We start from the raw sequence: 13,287 nt of genomic DNA on the forward strand, positions 1-13,287 counted from the left end.
GGGCGGGGTGGGGGGTTGGGGTCGCCCCTGCGGGCCGGCGCTGGGTTCGCGCCCGGCGTGGGTGCCGGGTGCCCTGCGGGCCGGCGCTGCGTCCGTGCCCGGCGTGGGTGCCGGGTGCCCTGCGGGCCGGCTCTGCGTCCGTGCCCGGCGTGGGTGCCGGGCGGGGGTGGGTGCGCGGCCCGGCGCCGGCGGGGTGCCGCCGCGCCCACCCGTGCCGCCCCAGCGGCACGACTGCCCGCAGCGGCGCGGCACGCACTGCCCCCAGCGGCGGAGGGTGTGGGGCGGGTCAGGTGCGGATGAGGGTCAGGGCCTCGTCGCGGATCTTGGTCATCGTGGCCTCGTCGCGGGCCTCCGCGTTCAGGCGGAGGAGGGGCTCGGTGTTGGACGGGCGGACGTTGAACCACCAGTCGGCCGTCGTGACGGTGAGGCCGTCCAGCTCGTCCAGGGTGACGTCGTCGCGGCCCTCGTACGCGGCCCGGATCGCGGCGAGACGGCCCTGCTGGTCCGCGACGGTGGAGTTGATCTCCCCGGAGCCGGCGTAACGGTCGTACGCGGCGACCAGGTCGGACAGCGGGCGCTGCTGGCCGCCGAGGGCGGCGAGGACGTGGAGGGCGGCCAGCATGCCGGTGTCGGCGTTCCAGAAGTCGCGGAAGTAGTAGTGCGCGGAGTGCTCGCCGCCGAAGATGGCGCCGGTCCTGGCCATCTCGGCCTTGATGAAGGAGTGCCCCACGCGCGTGCGTGCCGGTGTGCCGCCGTTCTCCCGCACGACCTCCGGGACGGACCAGGAGGTGATCAGGTTGTGGATGACCGTGCCCGTGCCGCCGTTGCGGGCCAGCTCGCGGGCGGCCACCAGGGCGGTGACCGCGGACGGGGAGACCGGGTCGCCGTTCTGGTCGACGACGAAGCAGCGGTCGGCGTCGCCGTCGAAGGCGAGGCCGAGGTCGGCGCCCTCCGCGCGGACGCGCTTCTGGAGGTCGACCAGGTTGGCCGGGTCGAGCGGGTTGGCCTCGTGGTTGGGGAAGGTGCCGTCCAGTTCGAAGTACATCGGCACGAGGTCGAGGGGCAGGCCGGCGAAGACCGGGGGAACCGTGTGGCCGCCCATGCCGTTGCCCGCGTCGACGACGACCTTGAGGGGGCGGACGCCGGTGAGGTCGACGAGGGAGCGCAGGTGCGCCGCGTAGTCGGCGAGGACGTCGCGCCGGGTGACCGTGCCGGGGCGGGAGACGGGCTCCGGGGCGCCGGAGCCGCTCCAGCGCTCCACCGTGGCGCGGATCTCGGCGAGGCCCGTGTCCTGGCCGACCGGGGCGGCGCCCGCGCGGCACAGCTTGATGCCGTTGTAGCGCGCGGGGTTGTGCGACGCGGTGAACATGGCGCCCGGCAGGTCCAGCGCGCCGGAGGCGTAGTACAGCTGGTCGGTGGAGCACAGGCCGATCTCGGTCACGTCCGCGCCGCGGGCCGCCGCGCCGCGCGCGAAGGCACCGGACAGGCCCGGGGACGAGGGCCGCATGTCGTGGCCGACCACGATGGCGCCCGCGCCGGTCAGTTCGACGAAGGCCGCGCCGAACAGCTCGGCCAGCGACTCGTCCCACTGGTCCGGGACGACACCGCGCACGTCGTACGCCTTCACGATCTGCGACAGATCAGCAGCCACGGCCAACCTTCCTGAAAGTCCTGTCGGAGCCCACAAACTACCCCTTAGGGACCGACGGGCCGCCCGGGCGGTTCCCCCGGGTCAGGGCAGCATCCAGCCCAGGACGACCGTGGACTGCCCGACCACGATCAGGCACATGACCAGCAGCAGGCCGAGGCTCCAGGGCAGCACCTTGCGCAGCAGGTCTCCCTCGCGGCCCGCGAGCCCGACGGCGGCGCAGGCGATGGTGAGGTTCTGCGGGGAGATCATCTTGCCGAGGACGCCGCCGGAGCTGTTGGCGGCGGCCAGCAGTTCCGGCGAGAGACCGGACTCCCGCGCGGCGGTCACCTGGAGGGCGCCGAAGAGGGCGTTGGCGGAGGTGTCGGAGCCGGAGACGGCGACGCCGAACCAGCCGAGCACCGGGGAGAGGAAGGCGAGCCCGGCGCCCGCGGCCGCGACGAAGTGGCCGATGGTGGCGGCCTGCCCGGAGAGGTTCATGACGTAGGCGAGGGCGAGGACCGAGGTGACGGTGAGGATCGCGAACCGCAGCTCGTGCACGGTCGCGAGCCACTCCTTGACCGCCGCGCGGGCGTGCACACCGAGAACGGCGGCCGTGGCGAGTCCGGCGAACAGCACGAGCGTGCCGCCGGTGGAGACGATCGGCCAGGAGAAGACGTTGCCGCCGACCGGGGTGCCCTCGGGGTCGACCACGTCCAGGAACGGCCAGTCGTAGGACTGCGTGGTCTTCGCCAGCCAGTCCTTGACCGCCGGGATCTGCGCCACCGAGAACACGGCGACGATCAGCGCGTACGGCGCGTACGCCCGCACGACCTCCCGCGCGGAGTCCTCCTCGTCCAGTTCCTCGCTGCGCACGCCGGTCAGGACGGACGCCCGTACGGGCTCGGCGGCGGGCCGCCGCGAGTGCGGTACGGCGACCAGGGCGCCGGCGCCGATCAGCGCGGCGGCGATGTCGGCGAGCTGGGCGGAGACGTAGTTGGAGGCGACGAACTGGGCGACGGCGAAGGCGACTCCGCAGGAGAGTGCCGGGATCCAGGTCTCGCGCAGTCCGCGCCGGCCGTCCACCAGGGCGACGAGGAGCAGCGGGACGACGAGGGCCAGCAGGGGCGTCTGGCGGCCCACCACGGAGGCGACGTCGTCCAGGGGCAGCCCGGTGACCTGGGCCAGTGTCACCACGGGCGTGCCCATGGCGCCGAAGGCGACCGGCGCGGTGTTGGCGACCAGCGAGACGACGGCGGCGCGTACGGGGTCGAAGCCGAGGGCGACGAGCATGACCGAGCAGATCGCGACGGGCGCTCCGAAACCGGCGAGCGCCTCCAGCAGGGCGCCGAAGCAGAAGGCGACGACCAGGGCCTGGATGCGGGGGTCGTCGGAGAGCCGGCCGAAGGAGCGGCGCAGGATGTCGAAGTGCCGGGTGCGGACGGTCATCCGGTAGACCCAGAGCGCGTTCACGACGATCCACAGGATGGGGAAGAGACCGAAAACGGCTCCCTGGACGGCGCTGGACGCCGTCTGGTCGAGGGGCATTCCGTAGGCGAGCCAGGCGACGAGCACGGCCGCCAGGAGGCCGATGAGGCCTGCGAGGTGAGCCTTCATGCGGACGCCGCCCAGCAGGACGAGGACGAGCACCAGTGGCAGGGCCGCCACCAGGGCGGACAGGCCGAGCGAACCGGCGACGGGTTCCAGTTCCTGCACGTACACGGGCGCCTCCCCGGATTCCGCCATGCGAAAGCGATTTCTCGCAGCTTCCGGAATGGTCGTGTCCGCGACAACGCGACGTCAATGGGTCTGCAGCAACGGATGTGACCCGGGAGAGGATGTGCGACGGATGTGAGCGAGCGGGGTGCGGGTTCAGTTGTCCGGGGAGCGCAGTACCCGCAGATGGCCGCGGCGCGCGACCTCCATCGGATCGGCCGTCCGGCCGCCGCCCGCCTCGGCCGTCCGCTCCTGGGGCCGGGCCGCCTCGCGGACCGCGTTGGCCAGCGCCTCCAGGTCGTCACCGCTGGGGCGGGCCGGGGCCGACCCGTCGAGCAGGCGGACGACCTCCCAGCCGCGCGGGGCGGTGAGGCGCTCGGAGTGCTCGGCGCACAGGTCGTAGCAGTGGGGTTCGGCGTAGGTGGCGAGCGGGCCGAGGACCGCGGTCGAGTCGGCATAGACGTACGTCAGCGTCGCGACGGCGGGACGGCCGCAGGCGGTGCGCGAACAGCGACGTACAGGGCTCACGATGTTGGACGGTACCGCACTCTTGAGCGGGCCGCGACGACCCTCCACCACGTCACACCACCGTGTCGTGGCGTGAAACGACCCCCGCGACCCGCCTCGCACCCTCCGTTGACCTGTGTGGACGCGGTTTTCCGAACGGTCGGACCCCCGCGGAAGCGGTCAGGACCCGATACAAACAGCGACATATGCCGCGAGTTTCACGGTCACGGAGAGATACGGAATTGAGCCCAACCTTGGCTGGAATGGTCATCCGCCGACAAGCCGCGTCCGGGGGCCGCGACACCGTCCGGCATGCGCGTGCGGTCGGGCGCGCGACCCCGGCGGGGACTACCCTTCAGCGGTGATGGACAACCCCGTGACGCCCCGTGATGCCGGCCGCCCAGGGCCCCGCCGTCGTGATCGCCACGGTCGGGGCATGCGCGGTCCGGTGGCTCCCCCGCAGGTGCCGCTCGCCGCGAGCCGCGGCGAGGTGTTCGCGGACCTGGTGCAGGACTCCGTGGAGCGCCTGGAGCGGCGGTGGCCCCAGCTCGCCGACATCGATTTCCTCGTCCTCGACGTGCCCCGGCTGGAGGGGCCCGGGGAGCCGTGGGCCGACGAGTCCATCCCGCTCGGCGGCACGGTCCCCTCGCGCGACGGGCAGCGGGGGCGGGTCGTCGTGTACCGGCGGCCGGTCGAGATCCGGACCAAGGGACGCGACGAGCGGGCGGCACTCGTGCACGAGGTCGTCGTGGAGCAGGTCGCGGAGCTGCTGGGGCTGACACCGGAGACGGTGGATCCCCGGTACGGGGAAGAGTGAGCGGGGCCGAGGAGGACGGAGCGGAGGCGCGAGCGCCAAGGGCGTGGTCCTCCGGCTTTTTCCCGTGCGGCCCTTCCCGCGCCACGGGGCACGTGGCCCTTCCCGCGCGGGCCTTCCCGCGCCACGGAACACGTGGCCCTTCCCATACCCCGTGACACGGGGCCCGTGCGCCCCTTCGCGCGCGGCCCTTCCCGTGTCACGGGGCGTGGGCACAGCGTCTTGATCGTCATATGAGCGGCACCTAGGCTCTCGTGCCCATGGGGACGGGGATGGGGGAGCAGGACCGCGGACGGCGGGCATGGCGCGGCGGGCCGGTCGGGCGCCGCGCGGCCGCGGGTCTGCTGGCCGTGGCGGGGCTGGCCGTACTGGGCACGGTGTTCGTCGTACTGCCGGGACTGGTGGTCGACCACGATCTCGCCGGGGCGGGCGTCGCCGCGCAGGATCGGCTGAAGGCGGTGAACGATGTCCGCACGACGCTTCTGCAGTTGCTCGGCGGCCTGGTCGTGCTGTTCGGCGCGTACGCCACCTGGCGCCAACTGCGAGTGAGTCAGGACGGGTTGCGCGCCACCCAGGAGGGGTACGTCACCGACCGGTTCAGCCGGGCCGTCGACCAGCTCGGCAGCGACAAGCTGGATGTGCGCATCGGCGGGTTGCACGCGCTGTGGCGGATCGCGGAGCAGTCCGCCCGCGACCGGGAGGCCGTCATCTCCATCCAGGCCGCGTATCTGCGTACACACCTGCCCTGGCCACCCGCCGGGCGGGAGGCACCGGCGGCGGACGTGCCCATCAACGACATCGCGCCCCTGGAGACCCGCGCCGCCGACGCCCAGGTGGCGCTGACCGCGCTCGGCGTGCTGTGCCGGCACCGGGAGCAGTCATGGGTCAATCTCGGCATCACCGACCTGCGCCGCGCCGACTGCGACGGACTGTGGTTCCCCGAGGTCAACTTCGACCACGCCTGCATGGAGGCGGCCGGCCTGTACCGCGCCAATCTGACCCAGACGTCCCTGGTCTCGGTCAACCTGCGGCACGCCGACCTCGCGACCGCGGTCCTGCGCCGGGCCCGCTGCGTCCTGGCCGACCTGCGGGCCGCGAAGCTGGTCGAGACCGACCTGCGGGACGCCGACTTCACCGAGACCGACCTGCGCGAGGCGAACCTGCGCAAGGCCGCCGCCCACGGCGCGGTCTTCCACCGCGCCGACCTCCGCATGGCCGACCTGCGCGGCACCGATCTGAGTACCGCCGACCTTGCCGAAGCACGCCTGGACGGCGCCCTGGCCAGCGAGCGCACCCGCTGGCCCGCCGGCTTCGACCACACGGCCGCCGGGGTCGTCGACGCCGACGACCCCGGGCCCGAGCCCTCGCCCCTGCTCCAGCCGCCCGGGATGACGTTGCAGGCGCCGCCGCTGCGGTCCACTCCCTGACCGGGACGCGCCGGTCGGGTCCGCGGCGTCCGCGGTCCGCCCGGTCGGCGCAGCCCGCCCCTATCGCTGGAGCACCGACAGGTCCTCGTCCGCCCGCGGCACCGAGACCGTCCCGCGGTCGTCGGGGAGGGTCTGGACGGTGAAGGACGCCACGTCCTCGTCGGACCCGGTCAGGGTGCGGGAGGCGTGGACCGGGCCGCCCGAGACGGTCTCGACCGTCAGGGCGTAGGTCCCCTTGAGGCCCGCGGGGACCGGCGCGTCGACGTCCTGCGTCGTGCCCCCCTTGACCGTGTACGTCTTGGTCGCCGTCGTACCGCCCTCGGTGCCCGCCGACGCCGTGACCTTGACCTTCGCGTCCTTGCCCGGCGCGACCAGGGACAGGGTCGTGCGCTTGGCGCGGTTGTCGGCGGCCGTCGCACGCGCACCCACCGGATCGGAGGCCGGGACGAACGCCGACTCCTGCTCGCCGCCCTTGCCCCGCACGACCCGGACCGCCGCCACGACCGGCACCGACTGGCCCGTCGGCGTCAGCACCAGCGAACCCGCTTCCCCGCGCGTGACCTCGCCGAGGTCGACGCCGGTGGTCATGCCGGCCTTGACGTGCACCGTCTCGTGCCCCGCGGGCGTGATCGGGCCGGACGGCGAGGCGAGCCGCACCTTCAGGTCGGCGTCGGTGCCCCCGGGGGTGAAGAGCACCAGGCGCACGGCGGTGGCGTCCTTCGGGATGCCCGGCAGGACCAGTTCGCCCGCCGGGTCCGCGGCTGCGGTCAGCCAGTCGCCGCCGGTCTTGTCGTCCAGGGCCTGCACCGCGGCCCCGACCCGGCCGCTGCGCACGCCGACGTGCACGGTCAGGTCGGTCTCCTCCACGTCGCTGAGCGTGGAGAGCAGCAGGGCCTCACTGGCGTGCGGCGGCACCGTCACGCCCTCCCCCACCGTGGACTTGAGTGCTCCGTCCTTGCCGTACAGCTCGATGTCGACGACGGCCGCCGAGTCGTCCGGGTTGGTCAGGTGGACGTAGTCGGTGCGTCCGCTCGACGTGCTGGCGCCCGGGAACCAGAACTCCGTGTCCGGGGCGGCGCAGTTGACGCCCTGGAGTCCGCGGCCCGTGCCGGCGGCGACCTCCGTGGACTGCTGGACCGTCCAGCCGGGAGCGTGGCTCCCCTCCGCGGTGCCGATCAGCGCGGGCGCCTCGGAGCCGGAGGTCTTTCCGGCGACCGGCTCACCGGGCTTCTCGGGCTCGAGAACCGGCTTCTCCTTCTCGTCGCCCTTGTCGTCCTTGTCGTCCTTGTCGTCCTTGCCTTCGGACTTTCCGCCGTCCCCTCCGTCTCCGCCGTCCTCGGCGGCCCCGCCCGGCTCCGCCGTCGTGAGCCCGGCGCTGCCCTTCTCCTCGGCGCCCTCGGTGACGGGTGTGAAGGACGTGTACGCGGTCTCGGCGAGGTCGGAGGTGCTGGGCGCCGGGCAGAGCAGGCTGGTCCGCTCCACGGGCAGCCGGGCGGCCGGCGTGGCGGTCGCGGCGCCGGAGGTGTCCGGGGCGGACACCATGGCGAAGCCGGTGACGGCGGCGAGCGCGGTCGCGCAGGCGATCAGGGACAGGGTCGTGCGCTTCACTGCTGGCTCCCGTCGGGACGCTCACTGCCCGTGCCGTGGGGGTGCTGGGGCTGGGAGGGGTCGTACGCCGTGTCGTATCCGGCCTGGCCGTACGCCTGGTCGTAGGCGGGGTCGTACCCGCCCTCCTGGGCCTGCGCCTGGTCCTGGTACGCGTACGGGTCGTACTGGCCCGTCTGGTACTGGGTGTCCTGGCCGCCCTGGTAGGCGCCCTGCTGGTAGGGGTCGGACTGGTAGCCCTGCTGCCCGTACGCGGCGGGGTCGTACTGCTGCTGGGCGCCCTGGTACTGCTCGGCGCCGTACGTCCCGTAGGAGCCGTACTCGGCGCCCGCGTACTCCGCCTGGTCCCAGGTGCCGTACGCCGGCTGCTGCGGCACTGGCGCGGGTGGCTCCGCGGGCTGTCCGGGCGCTTCCGGAGCGGCCGGGTCGCCGTCCGCCGCGTCGAAGCCGCCGGGCGTCTCCGGTGCCCCGGGCGTGTCGGGCAGGTCGAACTCGGGTCCGGGGCCGGCCGCGGCGTCGGCCGACGCGGCCTCCGCCTCGGCCTGGGCGCGCAGCCGCCGCGCGCGGCGTCCGTCGCCCTCCAGGTCCTCTGCGGAGACCACTGGCTCGTCGGGCAGGTCGTCGTCGACGTCGCGGCGACGGCCGGGCAGTGCGAGGACGACCAGAACGACGGCGAGGAGGCCCTGGGCCCACAGCCAGGCGGTGTGCGTGAAGGGGTCGTCATAGGTGACGTCGAGCCTGCCGCCGGAGGCGGGCAGTTCGAAGCCCTGGGCCCAGCCGTCGACGGTGGTGCGGGTGAGCGGCTTGCCGTCCAGGGTGGCCGTCCAGCCCTCGGCGGCGGTGTCGGCCAGCCGCAGGACGCGGCCGTCGGCGCCCGCCTTGATGTCGGTGTGGATCTCCACCGGGCCGGCCGCCACGGGCTCCGGCTCACCGGCGGACGCCGCACCGGACTCCTCGCCGGAGCCCCCGCCCGACACGATGGTCGCGCGGGCGACCTCCTGGTCGACCCGCCAGAGTCCGCTGCCGTCCTGCTGGCTGAGGCGGCTCAGGCCGGGTGTGGCGTCCAGGACGCGGGTGACGTCGCGGGGCGCGCCCTTGTGCACGAGCACGTAGCGCACGGCGTAGCCGCCGAGCTGGTCGGCCTGGTCGGCGCCGGAGCCGGCCACGAGGTTCGCGACGGTCTTGTCGAGCGCCTCGTTGCCGCCGCCGTCGGCCAGTTCGCCGTCGCCGAGGCGGGCACCGGAGCCGCGGACCAGCATGTAGCTCACGTGGGCGGCCGAGTCGCTGTCGAGGACGAGGGTGCGGGCCTGGTCGCGCGTACGGCTCTCCTCAGCGACGAACGCCGGCACCTGGACGGGGTCGCGGCGCTCCACGGGGCCGTCGGCGCCCCCGATCACCCAGCCGGCAGCGGCGATCAGCGGGCCGACCGCCGAGGCGAGGGCGATGAGGGCGGCGACGGGCTGACGCCAGCCGAAGCTCTGCTCGGCCACACGGGAGCGGGCCCCGTCGGCGCCCAGCGTCGCGGCGGCCAGCAGGGCGATGCCGTAGACGAGGGTGGCGGGGCCGGCCCAGGCGGAGCGGTTGGAGAGGACCGAGAGGACCAGGCCGACCAGGGCGACCGCCCAGGCAGTCCGGACGGCCGGCTGCCGCTCGGAGCGCAGCAGGGCGGCCAGCGCGGCCAGCACGATGCCGATGAGCACCAGTCCGCCGACCGTGCCGGGACCGCCGGGGCTGATGCCGAGCAGGTCGAGGGCGGAGGCCGCCGAGGCGCCGTAGTCGAGGCCGGCCTCGTCGAAGAAGCCGAACGGCAGCAGCGACAGCGACCAGGGGGCGAGCAGCAGCAGCGGGGTGCCCAACTGGGCGAGGAAGCGCAGCCCGTAGGCCGTGATCTCGCCACGGCGCAGGGCCAGCACCCCGATGCCGAGGATCAGCGCGGCCGGCCAGACGACGGGTGTGAAGGCGGTGGTGACCGTCAGCAGCAGCGCGTACGCCCAGGTGGCGCGCCAGCTGCCGCGGGCGCCGGACGTACTGGTGAGGCCCGCCGCCGCGACGCCCGCGCGCGCGATGAGCGGCAGCAGTACGGCGAGGACGGCGGTGCCGATGCGGCCGCCGGCGAGTGCCCCGGTGGCGGCGGGCAGGAAGGCGTAGGCCACGGCCGCCCAGGCGCGCAGCAGCCGGGAGGTGACGAGCGGGCGGGACGCGAAGTACGCCGTGACGCCGGCGAGCGGCACCGAGCAGACCAGCAGCAGGGTGACGGCGAGTCCGGTCGAGCCGAGCAGGACGGAGGCCAGTGCGGCGACGATCGCGAGGTAGGGCGGCGCGGAGGCGGTGCCGCCGGTGCCGACGCCGTGCCAGGTGTCCGCATACCGCGACCACAGCTCGCCGGCGCCGCCCGGGGCGGGCAGCAGCGCGCCGCCCGCCAGTGCGCCGCCGCCGAGGAGCGCGCGGCAGGCGGCCAGGGAGACCAGCAGGAGCACCACGAAGAGCAGCGGGCCGGGCTTGCGGGCGATGCGCTTGAGCCGGGCGAACTGCTCGATCTCCAGGAAGTCGGCGTCGTCGCCGCCGGGCCCGGACTCGATGCCGCCGCCGTGCCGTCCGGCGCCCGCGGCGGCCTCGGCGTCCGAACCGCCGAAGAGATCGCCCGCGACCTGCTCGACGGTGGCGCGGACGGTCGCACCCGGAGGCGGGAACAGGGGGCGCAGTTCGTCCTTCTCCACCTGCGGCCGGCCGCGTTCGCGCCGTCCGGCGAGGACGCGTTCGGGGCGCAGCAGCACGCTCAGCAGGCCCCTTATCTCGTCGAGCGCCTGGCCCGGGACCTTGCCGACGAGGTAGGCGAGGGTCCGCAGGAGGGTGCCGAGGACGACGCGCAGCAGCACCCAGGGCAGGGCGGCCGTACGGACGTTGACGAGGAGGGTGTGGACGGCGCCGGCCTTGTCCACCTTGTGCGGGGACGCGGTGGTGCGGCCCGCGCAGTCGACGGCGCGGCGCTCGCGGGAGGAGGCCTCGGCGTGGCGGACGACCGCCTCCGGGGCGACGAGGACGCGGAGTCCGGCGGCGTGGGCGCGCCAGCACAGGTCGACGTCGTCGCGCATCAGGGGCAGCCGGCGGTCGAACCCGCCGAGCCGCTCGAAGACATCACGCCGGATCAGCATGCCCGCGGTGGACACCGACAGGACGGACCGGACGTGGTCGTGCTGGCCCTGGTCCTGCTCGCGGCGGTCCAGACCGGTCCAGCGGCGGCCGGAGTTGGCGATGGAGACGCCGACCTCCAGCAGCTGCCTGCGGTCGTACCAGCCGCGGAGTTTGGGACCGACGACGGCGACGTCGTCGCGGCCGAGTTCGTACTCGGTGTCCACGACGCGCAGCAGCTGGGCCAGGGCCTCGGGCTCGGGGGCGCAGTCGTCGTGCAGCAGCCACAGCCACTGGACCGGCTCTCCGTGGGGAAGCTCCGGCAGGTCGTAGGCGTCGTCGCGCCAGGTGCGGGTGGCGGGGTCCCAGCCGCTGGGCCGCCTCAGGTACGGCAGCTCCTCGGGGGTGAGGAGGGGGGCACTGCGGGCGGCCTCCTCGACGGCCTGGCCGAAGCCGGTGCGCCGGGCGAGGTGGAGTACGTGGTCGTGGCCCAGGGCGTCGCCGACCAGGCGGGCGGAGTCGTCGGCGCTGCCGGTGTCGGCGGCCACGGCGTACTGGACGGGGCGCTCCTGGCCGAGCAGCCCGGTGAGCGCGTCGGGCAGCCAGCGGGCGCCGTCGTGGGCGACGAGGACCGCGGTCACGACGTGACGCGGGAACTCAGGTGTGGCAGCCAGGTCTTGCTGGGCTGCCGTGTGACTCTGCACGGACATCGAGGTACGGGCCCCGGTTCGGTGGACTGCGGTGGACACCCGTGCCTGTTGGGGAGGGCGGGTGTCTCGGACGAGCGCCCACACTATCGGCTGGGCAGCAAGGCGGCCCGCCGCCTGTGGACAACCCACCGGCGACGGGCCGTTACCGCTGCTCGGGCCGTTTCCGACGCTGCGTCAGTCCGTGACGGCTCCGGCGCACCGGACCGCGCGGCCGGCCCCGGTGCGTCAGACCGCGGCCTTCTTCAGTCGGCGGCGTTCCCGTTCGGACAGGCCGCCCCAGATACCGAAGCGCTCGTCGTTGGCGAGGGCGTACTCGAGGCATTCGGAGCGGACCTCGCAGGCGAGGCAGACCTTTTTGGCCTCGCGGGTGGAGCCGCCCTTCTCGGGGAAGAAGGACTCGGGGTCGGTCTGGGCGCACAGTGCGCGCTCCTGCCAGCCGAGCTCCTCGTCCGCGTCGTCGACCAGCAGTTGCTGCACCAGCTCGGTCATGTGCGCCCCTCGTCTGTCTTTCGCGTCCCCGTGATCCAGCCGTTATCGATTCCGGCTGAACGACACGAGTGAAATTACAAGTGTGCTGCTCCGGGCGAGTCAAGCCGGGATCTGCTATTGGGCCCCTTATTCACTCTGCAGAACCAAGGGAATGCGGAAAGTGTTCAAATCGCCATAAACCTTGACATCCTCGCGCGGCCCGCCGGCACACCCCGCCCGAGCGGCACCCGCACAAGGGAAGACGCCCGGGCGTTCGATCCCGTTCCGATACACACGCCGAAGCGAACCTGATCACATTCGGATCACGGGATCGCAACGGGGGTTGTGCGCCCGGCTTGTGCGCCATGTGTCCCGGAAGTCGTTTGAGCAAACCTTTCGTCTATGAGATGAACCGGATGAGGTGAAACATGTCCCACATAACGGGCACCGAGTTGACAGTGCAGGTGTGAACCGCTGTCCTTGTGGGCATGCTCGCGAACTTGGCGCTCGCCTCGACCCGCACCTCCGGGTCCCACGGTGCTGCCCGCGCTCGCTGTAGCTGTTGCCGCTGTTCCAGCTGTTGAGCCAACCGCGCTCCGGCTGTTCCGAGTCCCCCGCGACCCGGCTCCCGAGTCCATCCGACTCGACTTCCGCGTTCCCGCCCCACCAGGGCGTTCCGGTCATCCGTTCCGCTCCACGCACTCTTCCGCCGAGGAACCACCGCACCCATGAACAGCGACAGCGACCTCCAGATCGCCGGCGACATCCTCGAAGTACCCCACCTGCTGCAGGCTCCGCGCGAGCACCCGGCCACCGTCGCCGAGTTCGCGGGCCTGGCCCGCTCCGTCGCCGCCGACCGGGCCGAGTGGGAGCACCTCGTCCGCTACGACGCGACGGCACGCTGGTACCACCGGCTGCGCACCGGCCCCGGCTACGAGGTCTGGCTGCTGTCCTGGGTCCCGGGCCAGGGCAGCGGACGCCACGACCACGGACCCTCCTCCGGGGTGTGGACGGTCCTCGACGGCACCCTCACCGAGCGCACGGCACGCGGCACGCGCGCGCTGCGCGCCGGTACGCAGCGCGTGTTCGCACCGGGATACGTGCACGAGGTGGTCAACGACGCGCTGGAGCCCGCGGTCAGCCTGCACGTCTACTACCCGGGGCTGACCGAGATGCCCATGTACTCCCCGCAGTGCTCGGCCGCCGCGGTCCTGGGCGCCGACGCGGACGCCGGCGCCGCACCGGCACGGTGACGACTGGCTGACGCGCTGTCGTACCCGCCTG

Annotated in this window: 9 protein-coding genes; 3 read left to right on the forward strand and 6 right to left on the reverse strand. The window is 73.7% G+C overall.

Annotation, left to right across the window (positions count from 1 at the left end; translation table 11 throughout):
* Positions 1–286 precede the first annotated feature (286 nt).
* From IG94_RS0128140 to IG94_RS0128150, 3 genes are all read right to left on the reverse strand, one after another.
* Complete coding sequence (locus IG94_RS0128140) at positions 287–1,651, reverse strand: phosphomannomutase/phosphoglucomutase (RefSeq protein ID WP_031043179.1); 1,365 nt, start codon at positions 1,649–1,651, stop codon at positions 287–289.
* 81 nt (positions 1,652–1,732) lie between these two features.
* A complete protein-coding gene (locus tag IG94_RS0128145) occupies positions 1,733–3,349 on the reverse strand; it encodes an L-lactate permease (RefSeq protein WP_031043182.1) in 1,617 nt (538 codons plus the stop codon).
* 150 nt (positions 3,350–3,499) lie between these two features.
* Positions 3,500–3,919, reverse strand: a complete 420-nt coding sequence (locus tag IG94_RS0128150) for a DUF3499 domain-containing protein (RefSeq protein ID WP_031043183.1) — start codon at positions 3,917–3,919, stop codon at positions 3,500–3,502.
* A 295-nt stretch (positions 3,920–4,214) separates the two neighbouring features.
* Between IG94_RS0128150 and IG94_RS0128155 the strand changes: the two genes are divergently transcribed.
* Entirely contained in the window at positions 4,215–4,667 is a 453-nt protein-coding gene (locus IG94_RS0128155) for a metallopeptidase family protein (RefSeq protein ID WP_078536082.1), read from the forward strand.
* 269 nt (positions 4,668–4,936) lie between these two features.
* Complete coding sequence (locus IG94_RS0128160) at positions 4,937–6,091, forward strand: pentapeptide repeat-containing protein (RefSeq protein WP_078892460.1); 1,155 nt, start codon at positions 4,937–4,939, stop codon at positions 6,089–6,091.
* Positions 6,092–6,151: 60 nt separating this feature from the next.
* Here IG94_RS0128160 and IG94_RS0128165 read toward each other — a convergent pair whose 3' ends face one another.
* From IG94_RS0128165 to IG94_RS0128175, 3 genes are all read right to left on the reverse strand, one after another.
* A complete protein-coding gene (locus IG94_RS0128165; RefSeq protein ID WP_031043192.1) occupies positions 6,152–7,699 on the reverse strand; it encodes a DUF5719 family protein in 1,548 nt (515 codons plus the stop codon).
* Positions 7,696–11,535, reverse strand: coding sequence for a glycosyltransferase family 2 protein (locus IG94_RS0128170; RefSeq protein ID WP_078892461.1), 3,840 nt, complete (start codon positions 11,533–11,535; stop codon positions 7,696–7,698). The genes IG94_RS0128165 and IG94_RS0128170 overlap by 4 nt, the downstream gene beginning before the upstream one ends.
* Positions 11,536–11,760: 225 nt before the next feature.
* A complete protein-coding gene (locus IG94_RS0128175; protein ID WP_003975777.1) occupies positions 11,761–12,024 on the reverse strand; it encodes a WhiB family transcriptional regulator in 264 nt (87 codons plus the stop codon).
* A 707-nt stretch (positions 12,025–12,731) separates the two neighbouring features.
* Here IG94_RS0128175 and IG94_RS0128185 point away from each other — a divergent pair.
* Complete coding sequence (locus IG94_RS0128185; RefSeq protein WP_031043199.1) at positions 12,732–13,256, forward strand: cysteine dioxygenase; 525 nt, start codon at positions 12,732–12,734, stop codon at positions 13,254–13,256.
* Positions 13,257–13,287: the final 31 nt, after the last annotated feature.

It is taken from the genome of Streptomyces olivaceus (assembly GCF_000721235.1).
GTDB classification, from domain to species: Bacteria; Actinomycetota; Actinomycetes; order Streptomycetales; family Streptomycetaceae; genus Streptomyces; species Streptomyces olivaceus.